A 17399-nucleotide genomic window follows, 5' to 3' on the forward strand; every position below is an offset into this window, starting at 1 on the left:
CCGCAAGCTTCTCGCCCTGGACGTACAGTGCCGACACATCTAGCACCCTGGTTGCCTTCACCTTCGTACCGAGTCAGCTGCTAGCGGGATCGGGGTCGGCTTCCCCAACGCGACCGGTAGCATGGTTACTCGAAAACCTGTCCGCTAATGAGGCCAAAAGTGCGTGCGTATCCCCATCAAGGCCACGGCCCACGAGCCGATCAACAGGCCGGATACATATCAGCGACTTACGCTATCCACGCAAACCTTCACTTGCGATCAGCAGCCGGTCCATACATTGCGCCAAGAGCGGACAAGCCACGGAAATCGTTGTCTCGGAATACTGGCCTAAGCAGCCGTTACCGCGACCTTTGGGGACGCAGCCATACCGCCGTATCGTGAAAGGCGCTGCCGCCATTGGGAGGCACGGGATCATCACCGATCAATTGATTGACACCGAGCCCGCCAGAAAAGTCGTCATTGGGCCAGATGCCTTCGACGATGACGACGCCCGGCCGGCCGCTCTGATCAATCTTGGCCGGCAGCGCGAGCTGACCGCGCCGATTGCCGATCACCACCAGCGCACCATCGGTGACGGCCTCACGCGCGGCATCGTCGGGATGCACAATCACATATGGCGCGCCCTCGCGCTTCCGCGAACTGTCGATCTCGGTAAAAGTCGTGTTCAGGAAGGTGCGTGCGGGCGGTGCTACCAGGCGGAAGGGATGTTCACGGTCGGCGACTTCGTAATTCTGCAAGAAGTCCGGCAGCGATCGCATCTGGTCGCCGTGAGGCCCGATTGCCGTCCAGTCCGGCTTGAAATGGAATTTGCCGTCGGCGGTCGGAAAGCTGTTCGTAAAATGCGCGTCCTCGAACGGCTCGGCGCACTCGACCCAGCCGGTCTCGAAAGCCTCGGCGGCGGTCCCCCTGTTCGACGCCCTTAGCGTGGCGTCGATCAGCTCGACCGCGCTCATCCGGAAGCTTGGATGATCCGATCCCAGCCGGCGCGCGATACCGCAGACAACTTCATGATTGGTCCAACTTTGCTCGAAGCGATCGAGCACGCGCGGGCCCGCCGTGATGTAAGTGTGGCCGAGGCCGTAAAAGATATCGTCCGCTTCCAGGAACATCGCCGCAGGCAGCACGATATCGGCGTAGCGCGCGGTCGGCGTCATGAACTGCTCGTGCACGCACAGGAACAGGTCCTCCCGACTGAGCCCGTGTGCCACCTTGCGGCTATTGGCAGCCACATTGGCAGAATTGGCATTCTGCATGATCATCGCGGCAACGGGAGGCCCGTCTTTGAGCGCATCAGGCTCGCCGGTCAGCACCGCGCCAATCCGCGACTGATCGAGGATGCGTGTATTCAAATCGCGCATGTCGAGGCCATGGGCGACGGTCGTGTCGAGCCGCCAATTGGCGAGCGCAAGAAAGAAGGCGCCGCCTCCCTTATGCGCCCAGGAGCCGGTAATGGCCGGCAGGCAGGACACGGCATGCATGCTGGCCGCACCATTGCGCGACCGCGTGAAACCGAAGCCGAGGCGCAGGAAACTGCGCTTGGTTTGCCCATATAGCCGCGAGATCTCGACGATCTGCTCGACGGCCACACCGGTTACTTCGGCTGCGCGCTCCGGTGGCCAACTCTCGATATGGCGGCGCACATTGTCATCGAAATCGGTCAGGCGCGCCAGATAGGCCTCATCTGCGAAGCCCTCCTTCAGGAGCACATGCATCATGCCAAGCGCGAGCGCAGCGTCCGTGCCGGGACGCACGATGATAGCGATATCGGCGGCGGCGGTGGTCGGCGTGCGATAGACATCGACCACGATCAGTTTCGCGCCGCGCTTACGGGCCCGCGAGATGTGGGTCATCGCGTTCACCTGGGTGGAAACGGGATTGCCGCCCCACATCAGGATCAGGTCGGCCTCGGCCATCTCGCGCGGGTCACAGCCGCGCAATTCCCCCACGCCGGCCTTCCAGCCGGACTCCGCCGGCGTCACACAGATCGTGGTCTGCTGGCGCGAATAGCGGAACGCATGCCGAAGGCGATCCAGCCCGTAGCGCTGGATCACGCCCATATTGCCGCCGGAGTGATACGGCCAGACGGCTTCCGAACCGTAGGTCTGCGTCGCGCGGGTGAAATTCTCGGCGATCTCATCGAGCGCATCGTCCCAGCTGATCGGTGCGAACTCGTCAGATCCCTTCGCGCCGATCCGCCGCATCGGTTGCCTGAGCCGATCGGGGTGATGGACCCGCTCGGCATAGCGCGCGACCTTGGTGCAGCATACGCCGGACGTATAGCTGTTCTCGGCGCTGCCGCGCACGCGGCCGATTTTCGTGGAGGACAACCGCTCGACTTCCAGCGCGCAGGCGCTCGGGCAGTCGTGCGGACATGCGGTCTTGACGAAACTGTTGCTCAGCATGGCCGCCTCAATCGTTGCGGAATTCGGACGACCAATGCAGCACGCGCCGCTCGATCGCGCTGATCAGATAGACGAGGCTAACACCGATCAGGCTTATCACGACGATCGAGGCGAACATGTCCGTCGCATTCAGCGTCGCCAGAGAGGTCGTCATCAGATAGCCGACGCCGGTGGTCGATCCCACGAATTCGGCGAGCACAACGCCGATCAGGGCGAAGCTGATGGCATTCGGAAGCGCCGCAAAGGTCCATGCAGCTGCCGTGGGAATGCGCACGCGCCACAGGATCTGCGATGGGCGGCCACCGAGCGTGCGGCAGAAATTCACCAGTTCCTGCTCGACGCTATTGGCTCCCTTGTAGGTGTTGAAGAAGACGAGGAAGAACACCATGAACCACGCGGTGACGACCTTCGAGGCAAGACCGAGACCGAACAGCATGGTGATCAGCGGCACAAAGGCGATTCGCGGCATCGAATTCAATGATACGATGAAGGGGTTGAGCACCTTCGCCCAGAATCGGCTCTGCGCCAGCAGGACTCCAACTGCGAAGCCCGACAAGGTGCCGACCAGAAGGCCGATGCCGGTCGCATTGAGCGTCGAAGCCAGATGCGACCAGATCGAGTTCTTGCCGGGTTGCATCCAGGTCCAGATCCGCTCGCCGATCAGCGACGGCCGGCTGATAAAGAACGGATCGAAGATCGTGTTCTGTTGAAACCAAGTGATGCGCGTGAGCGTCTCCCACACGCCGATCACCGCCGCCAATACGAGCAGCTGGGTCAGTGTGATTCTCAAACGCCCCTGCGAGCGCCGCCGCGGCTGTGCCCGCGAGGCACGCACTGCCGGCATCTCCGGGCTTACGATCTGCACGTGTTCTCTGCTCATGCGGCCGCCCTGAACTGATTGCCGAGAATTTTCCAGACACGCTGGATATGCGTCGTGAACTGGCTGGACTGACGGAGCTCGAAGACATCCCGCGGATAGGGAATGTCGATGACCTCTTCGAGCAGCGTGTGGCTCGGTGGCGTTGAGAGCACGATCACGCGGCTCGCAAGCGTCACGGCCTCATCGAGATCATGCGTGATCATCACGATGGTCTGACCGAGCTCGCGCCAGATCTCCAGCAGCTCGCTGTGCAGATGCGTCTTCGTATGGGTGTCCAGCGCACCGAACGGCTCGTCGAGCAGCAGGATCTTCGGATCCACCGCGAGGCTCATGCACAGCGCCACCCGGCGGCGCATGCCGCCAGAGAGCTGGTGCGGATAGGCTTCGGCGAAATCGCTGAGATGAGCGAGCCGCAGCAGCCGGTCGATCTTCTTGTCGATGTCCCGCTTCGGCGCATGAGCGAATTTGAGCCCGAGACCAACATTCTGCCGCACGGTGTACCAGGGCAGCACCGTGTCCTTCTGGAAGATGTAGCCGAGCGAGGGCGGCACATTGTGATCCACCCGCGCGCCATCGACATAGACCTCGCCCGACGTCGGGGGCATGAAGCCGGCGATCATGTTGAGGATCGTGCTCTTGCCGCAGCCGGACGGGCCGACGATGCAGACGAATTCTCCCTTCTCGATGGTCAGGGAGACGTCGCCCACGGCCTTCACGATCTCGCCGTTCTTGCTCTCGAACGACTTGCTGATGTGACGCAGTTCGATCATCGCGCTCACGCGGTGCGCGCCTTGCGAACGAAGTCCATGTTGATCGCCTGCTTGTAGGGGATCTTGGCCATCTGCTCCGGCGTGAACTGACGATCCTTGATGATATCGGCTAGGTTCGCGTAGTTCTCTTCGGTGATGATGTTGTCCTTCGAGAAGACGTTCTGCTTGTAGAAGGTGAGTCCGCTGGTCACCGTCGCCTTCGGCAGCGAGCTCATATAGTCCTCGTGCAGCAATTCCGTGAGCTGCTCGGGCGTGCTGGCATTGATCAGATCCTGCGCCTTGACGAGGCCTGAGACCACCGCCTGGATGGCTGCCGGATTCTTCTTGATCTGCTCCTGCAGCACGTAGCAGCCGATCCCCGGAACATCGCCGCCAAAGGTCGACTTCCAGCTTGAGTCATCACCGATGCTGAACAGCGGCACCGCCCAGTCCTCACCCTTCATCTGCTCGAGCATGGCCGAGGTCGCGATCGTGGCCGCCACCTGCTTGGACTTCAACGCGCCGAGCATGGTGGCGAAGTCGCCGAGGCCACGAATATCGACATCCTTGGCGCCGCCCTTCTCCGCGATGAACACCGCCATCAGCCAGGTCGCCGACTGCAGCTGCGTCACCGCCAGGCGCTGACCACTGAGATCCTTCACCGACTTGTACTTGGCGGCATCCTCCTTGCGGATCAGGATATTGGCATAGGTGATGCGGCGATCGAGGCCGAACACCACCGTGGTCGGCTTGCCGGCAACCGTGGTGGCCAGCGCGTCATTGACGCCGCTGGAACCGATCAGCACCTGCCCCGCCGTGAGAATCTGCTTGGTGCGCGGCCCGCTCTGGGAATTGAGATAGCCGACATCGACCCCGGCCTCCTTGAAGTACCCTTTTTTGAAGGCGACATAGGGCGCGCTGTAGATCGGGTCGATGCCCGCGACGCCGAATTCGTATTTGGCCGACGACTGGGCCCGCGCCGCAGTCGACAGAACGAAGGGGGCAGCCAAGAGCCCCAGGGCGACTTCGCGACGGCTCCACCGGCCGTTGCCACTGCTGTTCGTCATAGTCCCTCCGGAACGACTTGCTAATGGGAGAGGCAACTTTCACGCCCGCCTCAAAATTCAGCAAACAGTAAATTGCGCTGACTGCGATCTGATTTTAAGATGGCTCCAAATTGGATCCGGCTGCAGCGGCGCGCCCATGAATCTCAAGCAACTGACGCATTTTCAAAGCGTTGCGTCCCATGGATGCATCACCACCGCGGCCGCGCGGTGCAACATCGCGCAATCGGCCCTGTCCAGTCAGATCGCCGCTCTGGAGGCAGATCTCGGTGTCCAGCTCCTGATACGGCATGCGCGCGGCGTCTCGCTCACCCCTTGCGGTGAAGTTTTACTAGCCCACGCAAAACAGATCAGTGCCCATCTCGACCAGGCCCGGCGCGAGGTACGGGAAGCCGCCGATGTGGCCGGCGAAGTATCCATCGGCATTCCCGTGAGCATGGCCGGTGTATTGACGTTGCCACTGCTGCAGGCGCTCGAAACCGAGTTTCCCGGCGCCCAGGTCCATGTCTTCGAAGGATTGACCGGCGATCTGCGAGGCTGGCTCCGATCGGGCAAGATCGATACCGGTATTCTCTACGGTAACGATCAAGCCGATGGCCTGGCGCTCGCCGAACTTGCGGAAGACGAACTCGTGCTGTTCGGAAATGTCGGCGACCAATGGTCCGATGGAGATAGCGTTGCCTTCGAGACTTTGCAGCATTGGTCGATCTACACAACTGACGGCGATCACCCGGTGCGCCCACTACTCAACAAGATCGCAAAGACTAAGCGGCTCGCACTCCAATTCGGTGCCCAAATCAATTCCGTGGAGCAACTCAAGGCGCTTGCCCGCGAGGGCCGAGGGCACACCATACTGCCGCGAGTGGCGCTTGCGGCGGAACGGCCGACCGAGCTCTCGCGTATTCGGCCAATCGCACCATCGATAAAACTGCGTAGCTATGTGGCAACAAAAGCGACGCCGAGCCAATCTGTGCAAAAGGTTGATCGCGTGATCCGACAGGTAGTCAACCACCTGATCGGCAGCCAGCGCTGGCCTGGCGCACGAGTCCTTGCTCCGGTCCCCGTCGAAAGCTCAGCAGAGAGCTGAGCGTGGCGGGCCGGTCGAATCTGCGTGCAGCCTGAGACACGTTTAATGACGATACGAGGATATCCGCTTTGCGCCGATTGTGTTGAAAAACTCGACTGTTGAAGCCGAAGGAGAGAGCAAACAAACTCACGCGCGCCCAGATTCCTTGCAACATCCCAAACATTTGGGCCGCCGACTTCTTCAACACAATCCGCCATGAGCAGCCGTCGATGATCGTCTTCTCGCTCACAGTCAGGACTCGCCAGTCACGATATTGACGTGGCTTGGAATCCGTATCCGTGCGTTCATCAGCGCTAGATATGACTCTCCAGCAGAAGGAGCGCCGCCGGCACCGCAACGATCGCGACGATTGTCTGGAACGCCACAATACCTGCCATCAACTCGGCATCACCACCTAGCTGCCGCGCCATCACATAGGCCGAGGACGCCGTTGGCAGCGACTGGAACAACACGGCCACGCTGATCGCTTCACAGCCGAGCCCGAGCCAGAAGCAGATGACAGCCGTTGCCAGCGGCATCAGGATGAACTTTGCGGCGGAGGCGCAGATGGTCGGCCACAGACCCCGGCCCAGCGCCTTCCAGTCGAGCGCCGCGCCGACGCAGAGCAGGCCGAGTGGCAGCGAGGCCTGGCCGAGCGCCTTAATGCAGCCCTCGATGCCCGGCGGCAGGCCGATGCGTGTGACCTGCAGCACGATGCCGATAACGCATCCGATGATCAGCGGATTAAGCGCGATGCCGCGCAGGATACCGCGCAAGGTCGGCTTCGCCGAACCGAACTGCGCGAACACGATGACGCAAAGCACATTGACCGTCGGCACGACCGCTGCATTGGCGACCGCCGCCAGCGGCACGGCATGGGCACCGATCAGGCCCACCGCAGCGGTGATGCCGACATAGTTGTTGAAACGAATACCGCCCTGGAAAACGGATGTGAAAGCGGGGCCGTCGAGCGCGACAACACGATGAAGCGCGATCAGGATCAGCGCCGCGAACAGCGTCGACCCGATCAGCGCCGCGACCATGCCCCAGATCGGAATGCCGGCGAGGTCTGCCGTGGCGAGGCCGTGCACGAACAGTGCCGGCAGCAGCACGAAATAACTAAGCCGCTCCGCCTGCGGCCAGAAACTGTCGGCGAGAAACTGCCGCTGCTTCATGGCATAGCCGAGCCCGATCAACAGAACGATCGGGATCAGCGCGATGACAATGGTGCCGATCATGCGTGCACCGCCGCGACCAGCCGTTCGGCCGCGACGACGATGTCCGCCTTGCCGAGGCCCGCGAAGCAGAGCCGCATGCGATCGGCGAACAGACCGCTCTCCGCCACCGCGCGAAATGCAGGCCCCGGCGCAAACAGCACGTTCTGCGCGACCGCGCGGTCGAACAGATCGCTATTGCCCTTGTCCTTCGGCAGGAACGGAAAAATGAACATGCCGCCTTCGACGGCGGGCACGGTAAAGCCGGCCTTGGTCAGCACCGCGACCAGCGCGTCGTGACGCTCGGCATAGAGGCTGCGAACGCGGGCGATGTGACCGTCGAGGCGTCCGGACTGGAGATAGTGCCAGGCCACGCGCTGGGCCAGTGCATTCGGCTGCAGGTCGCTCGCCTGCCGCGCTTCCTGCATGGCGGCGGCGACGCTCTCCGGCGCGATCAGCCAGCCGATGCGCAAGCCGGGCGACATGATCTTCGACAGGCTGCCGAGATAAATCACCGTTGCGCCATCGACCTGCGATGCGAGGTCCAGCAGGCTCGGTGGTGGCGGAGCGCGGAACCAGAGATCGCTATAGGGTGCATCCTCGATCACCGGGACATCATGCTCCGCGCATAGCGCGAGCAACCTGAGACGCTGCGCTCGGGTCAGCGTCTCGCCGGTCGGATTGCCGAAGGTCGGCAGGGCATAGATCGCGCGGACATCGCCGGCTGTCTTCAGCTTCGCCGCGAAGTCCGCGAGGTCATCGTCCCCCGGCGCAATCTGATAGCCGACCGGAGTGACGCCGATGGCCGCACAGGTCGACAGTACCGCCGGATAGACCGGCTCCGGCACCAGCACGTTGGCTCCGGGCGGCGCGAAGGTGCGGGTGGCGAGATCGATGCCCTGCTGTGCACCCGACGTGACGAGCAGGCGCTTGCCCGGCGGCACCATCGCGACGGCCTCGGTGAGCGCAGTGATGAGTGCGGGATCGCCGGCGCTGGGGCCGTAGGTCCAGGCCGAGAAATCGCGGCTAGCGCGGCTCGCGGCTTCCGCGAGGCCGTCCAGGTCATAGGCATCCTTCGACGGATGGCCGCTGGCCAGATTCAGCATCCCCGGTCGCGCGCCATAGGGAAACAGCGCGCGCAGCGGATTGGTGGGAATGGCAGCGATGAAGGGATTGATCGAAAGGGTCACTGGAATCCCGCGTTTTCGGATGACGACGGGATAATTCTCAATCAGAATGAAACGGAATGGTCCAATAATCAGAGGTTATATCGCGTGAGCGCCCCGCTCGAAGGAATACCGCCGCTGGCGCTGCGGCTTTTGCCGCTGCTTGCCCAGTCCGGCAACTTCTCCGACGCCGCGCGCGCGTTGCAGGTGAGCCAGCCCGCCGCCAGCAAGGCAATCGCGCGCGCCGAGGAAGTATGTGGCCTCGCTCTCGTGATCCGTGGCCGGCGCCCGGCGATGCTGACGGCGGAGGGGCGCATCCTCGCCGAACATGCGCTCAGGCAGGACGAACTCGCACAGCAGACCGTTCGGCGGCTGCACGACAGCCGCGCCCATGGCAGCGGCCTCGTCCGCATCGCCTCGTTCGGTGCGTCCGCCTCGACGCATATCCTGCCCGGTCTCGTCGCCGCGGTTGCGCGGCGGCGCTCCGGCGTGCTGGTCGAGATCACCGAACGCACCGACCAGCCGGCGCTGCAGGCCCTGCGCGATGGTCTGGTGGATTTCGCCATCGTGGTCGAGAATGATGACCCCGACCTCGAACTGATGCCTCTGGCGCGCGATCGCCTCGTCGCGCTGGTGCGGACCAGAGATCCGTTGGCGCAGCGCGCGACGCTCGATGCGAAGGCGCTATCGGTGCCTCCGTTCATCCTCTCGAAAGGCGGCAGCGAGCCGCTGATACTCGCCTGGTTCGCACGCAGCGGGCATGAACCCGTGATCCATCACGCAATCCAGCAGATCACCTCGATCCTCGCGATGGTGCGCGCCGGCATGGGCGTCTCCATCATCGCCGAGATGGCCGTGCCGGAAACCCATGCTGGTGTCGCCGTGGTGCCGCTGTCGCCCGGCTTTCCGCGCAGCATCTGTCTCGCGCGGCGCGCCGGCGGGTTTGCCTCGCACGCCGCCGAGATCGTCTGGCATACCGCCGCGGAGCGTACGTTGGCGTAAGGCGTTACGCGCCGGTGCCGCGCGCGATCGGCTTGTCGAAGGCGACATGTTCGCCGAAGCAGAACACGCGGCCCGACTGCTGCTTGACGAAGTCCGCTGTCAGCTTCACCGATCCGCCATCCGCCCAGATCGAATCCTTGCGACCGTTCACCCACTCGTCCGGCGGCAGCAGCGTCGAGCCGCGCGTGGTGACGTCCCAGATGCCATAGTGGTGCGGCACGATCAGCTTCGCTTGCAAGCGCTCCGCTACTGCATCGGCCTGCGCGGCGCTCAGCACGTGATACGAACCGTCCACCGGCAGCAGCACGATATCGATGTCGCCGATCTTGTCCCAGACACTGTCCGGCGGATTGGGCCGGTTGTCACCCCAATGCAGGATGCGCAGACCGCCGGTCTCGATGATCAGCAGGCAGTTGTCGAAGGAGCGGCAATTGTCCGGCGGATTGGTCTTCATCGGCGTCAGCCGGCGCGTCATCTCCGCCCAGTCATAGGCGTTGTGCTTGCTGTCGGAGACATGCTTGTCGGCAATGCCGGTGATCTTCACATCGGCAAATTCATAGGTGCCGATCAGGCGATCGAGAATGACATTCGCCGTCAGCACATGCACGGCGTCATGGTCGAAATGCGCGTGGGTCGAGAGCGCGATATCGACGGCGACCTTGGGGAAATCGTAGAGATACCAGTTCCAGGTGCCCCATGGCGGGTTGCGCCACGGATCGATCATCATGGTCAGGCCCGATGGCGAGGTGATGCGAAAGGCCGAGCCACCAAAGAATGCGAGCTCGACCGCGCCGTCAGCAGCGGGTGCCGGCAGCTTCTCCTGCATCTCGATCATGTGATTGTGGTTCTCGGTCTGGCGCCACGCCCACAGACCTTCGTCCATTTTGTCCTTCATCATCATCCCGTTTTTGCTGGAGTGCGATCGTCCGCGCGGCAATCATCCACGAGGACCTGTCCTTTCTTGATGACCCAGCGCGCCGAATTCGTCCCGAACCGGAACGCGAGCTGCCGATAGTCCGGCACGTCGAACACGACGAGGTCAGCCTGCTTGCCCGGTGCAATCGAGCCGATACTGTCGGCACGGCGGATCGCCTTGGCGGCGTTGAGCGTGACGCCGAGCAGTGCCTGTTCCGGCGTCAAACCAGAGAGCCGGCAGGCAAAACCCATGCTGGCCTGCTGCGAGAGATGCCAGCACACCGGGCAGAGATCGGTCGCAACCGCGACATCGACGCCGGAACAGACGAGCCGCTTGCCGTCGAGCGGCCGAGGATGATTGACCGCCCAGTCGAAGCCGGGAAAAAACGCGACGGCCGTGCCCGCGTCCGCAAGTACACGCAGATCATCGTCGCTGAGCATGTTGCCGTGATCGACCGATGCCGCGCGCATCTCGGCCGCAAGCCGCGCGCCACCGATATTGACGCGCGCGTCGGTATGCAGCTTGGCGCCGAGACCGACATCCGCCGCAGCCGCCAGCACGCGGGCGCATTCGGCCACGTTGAACACGTCGGGATCGACATAGACGTCGCAGAACTCGGCAAGCTTCTTCTCGGCGATGGCCGGGATCGTCTCGCGGATCATCGCATCGAGGTAGCGATCCACATGCTCGACCGGTCGTGCATGCGCGCCGAGATAGGTACCGACGATCTCCAGCCCGGTCTGTTCGGCGATCCGCTGCGCCGCCTCGAGCGAGGCGATGTCGCTGGCGTGATCGAGGCCATAGCCGGACTTGGTTTCGATCGTCGTGGTGCCGCAGGCCAGCATGGTGCGGGCACGCGCGATGGATGCAGCGACGAGATCATCGGCGGAAAGGCCGATATTCCGCGCCTTCGAGAACGGCACGCCCCAGGTGATGCCAGCTTCCGTGAGGCCGCGATCGTCGAGCCCCTCGCTGCGTTTGTAGTATTCCTGCGAGCGATCACCGGCGAAGATCAGATGCGTATGGCAATCGACGAGGCCCGGCGTCACGATGCCGCCGCCGGCATCGATCATGCGCGTACCCTTGCCGCGCAGCGCCGCCACCTCGTCCCGCACGCCGACTGCAACGATGCTGTCACCACGAACGGCGACAGCGCCATGATCGACGACACCGATACCGTCAGTCTTGGTCGGATCGCAGAGAACAACCTGACGCGCGCCCGTGACGATGAGATCGGCAGGCATCGCGTCGGCAAATGACTCCGGTGGCCGGATGCTCATTTGCGAGAGGCGCATTGAAGATTCCAGTTCAGAAGCGTTGCGTGGCCGACGACCGCGCCGACGCGCCCTGCTTACAACCGGCTCCGTCTCACGCGCAAACAAGTTGAAATCAGCATCATCCGAATTGAAACGCGATCCGTTTGGAAATACTTTAGTATTCACTAGTGATAACAAACGCGTCTCATCAGTCATACAAAGAATTAGTAGGATGTTTTACTCGAATGAACAAATGTTAGGCGCATAAATTTGCTGTCATATCCTGAGATGCAGCCGATTTATTCTACGCGTGATCTCCGCCCTGTGGGGACTCAATGCTTTGCAGAAAAGCTATCGGTCAAAAAACAAGCAAGCACGCCTGCTTTTTTTGCTCCCGAGATTGATGAGCACCGTGCCAAGTTCCGGGACATGAACAATACGGCTTCCCTCAACGACGAGCCCGAGGCCACCGATGGCCGCGAGGTCAAAGGTGCAATGATGCGCGCGCGTTTGCGCGCCGCCACCGAGCAACTGATCGCTGAAGTCGGCGTCGAAGCCGCATCGGCTGCGGCGATCGCGCTTCGCTGCGGTGTTTCGCGCGGCGCGATGCTGCATCACTATCCGACCCGCGATGCCCTCATCGTCGATACCGCCGCGCATTTCTGGCAGCGCGCACGTGACATCGTCGCCGGCCTCGCCGAGGATGTGAGCCACGGCCGCACCGACGTCGCGACCTTCGTCGGCCGACTCTATGATGAAGTATTTCGCGCCAATGCCCTGGTCACGATGCTCGACCTCATGGTGTCGGGCCGCTCAGAGACGCGCATCGGCGAAGCCGTCAACCGCATCCTGACCGACCTGTTTGCGTCCTACGAAGATCTCGGCATCCAGGCCTTCCAGTCGTCCGGCCTGCCGCCGGAGCGCATCCGCGTCATCATCACGCTGATCGTCTCGACGCTGCGCGGGCTGCGCATCCAGGACAACATCAAGCCGGACGAAGCGCGGGTGCGCGCCGTGCTGGCCTCGCTGGCCGACGCCGTCGAGGTGCTGCTGCAGAAGGAAGCGCGCAACCCTGCCCGCCGCGCCGCCAAAAAGCCGCCGGCGAAAACGAGAAGGAGCCGCAAGCCATGACCACTCGCCTCGTGGCCAGCGGCCTCAGCAAAAGTTTTTCCGGCACGACAGTGGTGGACAATGTCTCCTTCACCGTCGATGCCGGACAGATCGTCGGGCTCATCGGCCCCAACGGCGCCGGCAAGACGACTTTGTTCAACCTGCTCTCAGGCGTGCTGAAGCCCGATTCCGGCAGCCTCGCCGTCAACGGCGTCGATGCCACCAGCCTGCCGCCCTACCGGCTGTCGCGCCTCGGCCTCGTCCGTACCTTTCAGCTGGCGCGCGAACTCGACAAACTGACCGTGCTGGAAAACGTGCAGCTCGCCGCGCGCGACAATACCGGCGAGACGCTTGCCGGCGCGCTGTTCCGGCCGGGTGCCGCGCGCGCGGCCGAACGCGCGACCACGACACGCGCCCGCGAGGTGCTGGCGCTGGTGTCGCTGTCGGCGCACGAATCGAAGCCCGCCGCGACATTGTCCGGCGGCCAGAAGAAACTGCTCGAGCTCGCCCGCTGCCTGATGGCGGAAGCCGACACCATCCTGCTCGACGAGATTGCCGCCGGCGTGGCGCCACATCTGGTCGAGGAGATCGCCGTGCTGATCCAGCGTCTCAACCGCGACCACGGCAAGACTTTCGTGATCATCGAGCACAATGTCGGTTTCATCCGCAATCTCTCCTCGCGCGTGGTCGTGATGGCCTCGGGCAAGGTGCTGGCCGAAGGCAGCTTCGATCATGTGGCGGCCGATCCTGCCGTCGTCGCTTCCTATCTGGGCCAAGCCGCATGACCCTGCTCCTTCTCAACGACCTGCGCTCCGGTTATGGCGGCGGTGACATCGTCCACGGCGTCAATCTCGCGCTCATGCCCGGTGAGATGGTCGCGCTGGTCGGCCCGAACGGCGCCGGCAAATCGACGCTGCTGAAATCCATTGCCGGCGTCGCCAATGTCACCGGCGGCACGCTCGAGCTCGACGGCAACAACCTGATCCCGCTGCAGACCTCGGACCGTGCGCGGGCCGGCGCGGTGTTCATGCCGCAGGAGCGCAACGTGTTCCGCACGCTGTCGGTCTCGGAAAATCTCGCCGTCAGTGCGTGGGGGCATCGCGACATCGCAGCCCGCCGGGATGAAGTGGTGGCACTGCTGCCGACCATCCGCGACTACATGCACAAGCGCGCCGGCGGCCTGTCCGGCGGCCAGCGCCAGATGGTCGGCCTCGGCATGGCGCTCATGGCCCGTCCCCGCGTGCTGCTGGTGGACGAACCGACGGCCGGCCTCTCGCCGCTGCTCGTCGGCGACATGCTGGATACGCTGCGACAGCTCGCAGCCTCCGCCAATCTCGGCATCCTGATCGTCGAGCAGAATGCCCGCGCCGCCTTGCAGCGCGCCGACCGCGCCCTCGTCCTCGTAGACGGCCACGTGGTGCGTGAGGGCCCTGCCGCCGCCCTTGCCGACGAACCTGATTTCGGCGCCCTCTTTTTCGGTCACGCCGCATGATTCAGATGATCATCAACACGCTCGCCAGCGCCGCCATCGTGGCGCCCGGAGCTGTCGCCTTTACCCTCGTCTTCACGCTGTTCCGCTACGCCAATTTCGCGGTCGGCGGTTTTGTCACCATCGGCGCCTTTGCGGCCTGGACCTTCAACGTCCCGCTCGGCCTGCCGATCTGGCTGTCCGGCATCGGCGCCATGATCGTCTGCGCCATCGCTTTCGCGATCAGCGATCGGCTGGTGTTCCGCTCGCTACGCGGACGCAGCGGCGGCACGCTACTGCTGGTGTCGATCGCTCTGTCCTTCGTGCTCGAAAACGTCATGCGCTTCATCTATGGCGCGCAGCTCAAGAGCTTCGACCTGCCGCTGACCGGCCCGATCGTGTTTGCCGGCATCCGCATTACACGTGAAACCATCGCCGTGGTCTCGGTCTCACTGCTCGCGATCCTCGCCGTCGGCGCCATCCTGATCTTCACCCCGCTCGGTCGTGCACTGCGCGCCGTTGCGGACAATCCGTCGCTCGCGAATGTGCGCGGCCTGCCCGTCGGACGGGTCGAGACCTTCGGCATTGCCATTGCCGGCGCCATGCTCGGCCTCGCCGGCACATTGGTCGGCGTCGATCTCGCGATCGACCCCAACCTGAACTGGGCGGTAACGATCCCGATCATCGCCGCAGCCATCGTCGGCGGCCTCGGTTCACCGGTCGGCGCTGCCGCCGGCGCGATCCTGATCGGCGCCGCCGAAGAACTGACCGTCGCGTTCCTCTCGCCCACCTATAAGGGCGCGGTCGGCTTCGCGGTCATCGCACTCGTTCTGATCCTGCGGCCCCGGGGCCTTTTGGGTGACAAGGTGGACCGGAAGTAATCGCCATGGAAAGCTATCTTGTCGCCATCCTCACCGTCGCGGGCATCTACACGATACTCGCGCTTGCCTTGAACCTGCAATTCGGCCTCACCGGCCTGATCAATTTCGGCGTCGTCGGCTTCTACGGCCTCGGCGCCTATGCCAGCGGCATCGCCACCGAGACCTTCCACATGCCGTTCGTCGCGGGCCTCGCGATCGCGATGATCGTCGGCTCGATCGGCGGCGCCTTCGTTGCGCTGCTGTCTTTGCGGTTATCCGGCGACTTCCTCGCCATCGTCACGCTCGGTTTTGCAGAAACCATCCGCCTCGTCTTCAATAATGAAGACTGGCTGACCCGCGGCCCGGCCGGTTTCAGCATCCTGACTCGCCCCGTGATCGCCGGCCTCTCCCGCCAGGGCAATGCGTGGTTCGTGCTCGGCGTCATCTCTGTGGCCGCAGTCATCGTCTTCCTGCTGATGTGGCGGCTCGCACGCACGCCCTATGGCCGCGTGCTACGCGCTATCCGCGAGGACGATCTCGTCCCCTCCACGCTCGGCAAGAACATCTTCGTCTATCGCCTGCAGGCCTTCGTGCTCGGCAGTGCCATCATGGCCGGCGCCGGATCGCTCTATGCCCATTACGTCCAGACGATCACGCCGGACAACTTCACCACGCCGGTCGCCATCCTGGTCTGGATGTCGGTGATCGTGGGCGGCGCCGGCAACATGATCGGCTCGGTACTCGGCGCCCTCGCCGTCGTGTTCATCTATGAAGGCACCCGCTTCATCGGCCCCTGGCTGACCATGCTGGACGCCGAGCAGATCTCCGCATTGCGTTTCATCATCATCGGCATCGCCTTGATCCTGATGATCCGCTTCCGGCCGGAAGGACTCCTGCCCGAAACCTCTCAGCGGCCAGCAGAAGCCGCCTCCCGCACCACCACCTCGTAAGGAATGGATCGATGAAACTCACCCGCAGACTGTTCGTTACTGGCTCCACCATCGCGCTCGCCACGCCCGCTCTGCTCCGCTACGGCGTGGCGCAGACCGGACCGATTAAGATCGGCAGCCTGACGCCGCTGACCGGCGGCGGCGCGCCCTATGGCCCGGAAAAGGCCAGGGCGCATCGTGCCGTCGTCGACCTCGTCAATGCCAATGGCGGCGTGCTCGGCCGCAAGATCGAGCTGATCGCCGAGGATTCGCAGACCAACCCTGAAGCGGCCGTGCGCGCCGCGCGCAAGATGATCGACGCCGATCAGGTCTCAGCCATCATCGGCACCTGGGCGTCGTCCGAAACCATCGGCATCCAGCCGCTGTGCCAGGAAGCCAATGTCGTTCAGCTGTTCAGCGGCTCGTCGGACAACCTGCCGGACGGTGACAAGAAGCGTCTCTGCTTCAACCTGCAGCCGCTCAACAAGGCCTGGTGCGTCGCGCTGGCCGGTCTCGCCGTCAAGCGCGGCTTACTTAAGATCGCGTTTGCCGGCCCGAAGAACGACTTCGCGGCCTCGATGGGCGCTTCTTTCAGCAAGGCACTGACAGCTGTCGGCGGCCAGATCGTCGGCGAGCCGCTTTACTACAACCCGACCCAGGTGTCATACCGCGCCGAAGCCGAGAAGCTGATCTCCAGCAAGGCGCCGGCGCTGTTCCTGGCCGGTTACGTCACCGACATGACCGCGCTGTATCGCGAACTGATCCGTGGCGGTTACACCGGCAAGGTGTTAGCATTGTCCTTCGCCGTCGGCCCCGACTTCAAGAAGGCGGTCGGCTCGGCCGCTGACGGCATCCTGCACGGCTCGCCGGTGCCGCCGGTCGGCAAGGACACCTATGACGCCTATCTGCGTTTCGTCGGCTCGAAGCCGAACGGCCAGATCCAGTTCCCCTATGGCTGCGCCGCCTATGACGAGATCAACCTGCTGCTACTCGGCATCACCGCTGCCAAGTCGACCGAAGGCCGCGCCATCGCCGACAACATCATGAAGGTCGCCAACGGCCGCGGCGAGCGCGTCACCACCTATGCCGAAGGCGCCAAGCTGATCGGCGAAGGCAAGGCGATCAACTACGACGGCGCCAGCTCGTCGGCGGACTTCCTGCCCAACGGCATGCTAAAGAGCCGCGACTTCGCGCTGTACGAGATCAAGGGCGGCGAGGACGTCGCGATCCTGACCACAACCAGCAGCGCCGAATAGGTGCGATCAGATCGATCAAGGCAAAGGGCGGTGGGAGATCATCTCCCACCGCCCTTTTGTA

The 17399-nt window shown here is 63.5% G+C and carries 16 protein-coding genes; 8 read left to right on the forward strand and 8 right to left on the reverse strand.

Annotated elements, in window-relative coordinates; translation table 11 throughout:
• Positions 1–338: 338 nt before the first annotated feature.
• From SFY93_RS22570 to SFY93_RS22585, 4 genes are read right to left on the reverse strand one after another with little or no spacing between them, the layout of a single operon-like run.
• Complete coding sequence (locus tag SFY93_RS22570; RefSeq protein ID WP_320444666.1) at positions 339–2402, reverse strand: molybdopterin-containing oxidoreductase family protein; 2064 nt, start codon at positions 2400–2402, stop codon at positions 339–341.
• 7 nt (positions 2403–2409) lie between these two features.
• Complete coding sequence (locus SFY93_RS22575; protein ID WP_320444667.1) at positions 2410–3282, reverse strand: ABC transporter permease; 873 nt, start codon at positions 3280–3282, stop codon at positions 2410–2412.
• On the reverse strand, positions 3279–4052 hold the full coding sequence (locus SFY93_RS22580; protein WP_320447825.1) for an ABC transporter ATP-binding protein: 774 nt from the start codon (positions 4050–4052) through the stop codon (positions 3279–3281). Before SFY93_RS22580 ends, SFY93_RS22575 begins: the two co-directional genes overlap by 4 nt.
• Positions 4053–4057: 5 nt before the next feature.
• On the reverse strand, positions 4058–5098 hold the full coding sequence (locus tag SFY93_RS22585; RefSeq protein ID WP_320444668.1) for an ABC transporter substrate-binding protein: 1041 nt from the start codon (positions 5096–5098) through the stop codon (positions 4058–4060).
• A 136-nt stretch (positions 5099–5234) separates the two neighbouring features.
• Between SFY93_RS22585 and SFY93_RS22590 the strand changes: the two genes are divergently transcribed.
• Entirely contained in the window at positions 5235–6182 is a 948-nt protein-coding gene (locus SFY93_RS22590) for a LysR family transcriptional regulator (protein ID WP_320444669.1), read from the forward strand.
• Between the two features lie 293 nt (positions 6183–6475).
• Here SFY93_RS22590 and SFY93_RS22595 read toward each other — a convergent pair whose 3' ends face one another.
• Positions 6476–7399 carry an AEC family transporter gene (locus tag SFY93_RS22595; RefSeq protein WP_320444670.1) on the reverse strand — a complete coding sequence of 308 codons (924 nt, stop codon included), beginning with the start codon at positions 7397–7399 and terminating at the stop codon, positions 6476–6478.
• On the reverse strand, positions 7396–8565 hold the full coding sequence (locus SFY93_RS22600) for an aminotransferase-like domain-containing protein (protein WP_320444671.1): 1170 nt from the start codon (positions 8563–8565) through the stop codon (positions 7396–7398). Before SFY93_RS22600 ends, SFY93_RS22595 begins: the two co-directional genes overlap by 4 nt.
• Positions 8566–8649: 84 nt before the next feature.
• Here SFY93_RS22600 and SFY93_RS22605 point away from each other — a divergent pair, with 84 nt between their 5' ends.
• Positions 8650–9543, forward strand: a complete 894-nt coding sequence (locus SFY93_RS22605) for a LysR family transcriptional regulator (protein WP_320444672.1) — start codon at positions 8650–8652, stop codon at positions 9541–9543.
• Between the two features lie 4 nt (positions 9544–9547).
• Here the strand turns inward: SFY93_RS22605 and SFY93_RS22610 are convergent, their stop codons facing one another.
• Both SFY93_RS22610 and hutI read right to left on the reverse strand, forming a co-directional pair.
• Positions 9548–10426, reverse strand: coding sequence for an MBL fold metallo-hydrolase (locus SFY93_RS22610; protein WP_320444673.1), 879 nt, complete (start codon positions 10424–10426; stop codon positions 9548–9550).
• Between the two features lie 14 nt (positions 10427–10440).
• A complete protein-coding gene (hutI, locus tag SFY93_RS22615; protein ID WP_320444674.1) occupies positions 10441–11754 on the reverse strand; it encodes an imidazolonepropionase in 1314 nt (437 codons plus the stop codon).
• A gap of 390 nt (positions 11755–12144) precedes the next feature.
• Here hutI and SFY93_RS22620 point away from each other — a divergent pair, with 390 nt between their 5' ends.
• From SFY93_RS22620 to SFY93_RS22645, 6 genes are read left to right on the forward strand one after another with little or no spacing between them, the layout of a single operon-like run.
• The gene (locus tag SFY93_RS22620) at positions 12145–12846 is read left to right on the forward strand and encodes a TetR family transcriptional regulator (protein ID WP_320444675.1); all 702 of its coding nucleotides are present in this window, start codon (positions 12145–12147) and stop codon (positions 12844–12846) included.
• Complete coding sequence (locus tag SFY93_RS22625; protein WP_320444676.1) at positions 12843–13610, forward strand: ABC transporter ATP-binding protein; 768 nt, start codon at positions 12843–12845, stop codon at positions 13608–13610. The genes SFY93_RS22620 and SFY93_RS22625 overlap by 4 nt, the downstream gene beginning before the upstream one ends.
• Entirely contained in the window at positions 13607–14317 is a 711-nt protein-coding gene (locus SFY93_RS22630) for an ABC transporter ATP-binding protein (protein WP_320444677.1), read from the forward strand. Before SFY93_RS22625 ends, SFY93_RS22630 begins: the two co-directional genes overlap by 4 nt.
• Positions 14314–15174: a branched-chain amino acid ABC transporter permease gene (locus SFY93_RS22635; protein ID WP_320444678.1), complete on the forward strand. Its 861-nt coding sequence runs from the start codon at positions 14314–14316 to the stop codon at positions 15172–15174. Before SFY93_RS22630 ends, SFY93_RS22635 begins: the two co-directional genes overlap by 4 nt.
• 5 nt (positions 15175–15179) lie before the next feature.
• A complete protein-coding gene (locus tag SFY93_RS22640; protein WP_320444679.1) occupies positions 15180–16103 on the forward strand; it encodes a branched-chain amino acid ABC transporter permease in 924 nt (307 codons plus the stop codon).
• A gap of 11 nt (positions 16104–16114) precedes the next feature.
• Positions 16115–17338 carry an ABC transporter substrate-binding protein gene (locus SFY93_RS22645; RefSeq protein WP_320444680.1) on the forward strand — a complete coding sequence of 408 codons (1224 nt, stop codon included), beginning with the start codon at positions 16115–16117 and terminating at the stop codon, positions 17336–17338.
• Positions 17339–17399: the final 61 nt, after the last annotated feature.

It is taken from the genome of Tardiphaga sp. 42S5, assembly GCF_034044155.1.
Classification (GTDB): domain Bacteria; phylum Pseudomonadota; class Alphaproteobacteria; order Rhizobiales; family Xanthobacteraceae; genus Tardiphaga; species Tardiphaga robiniae.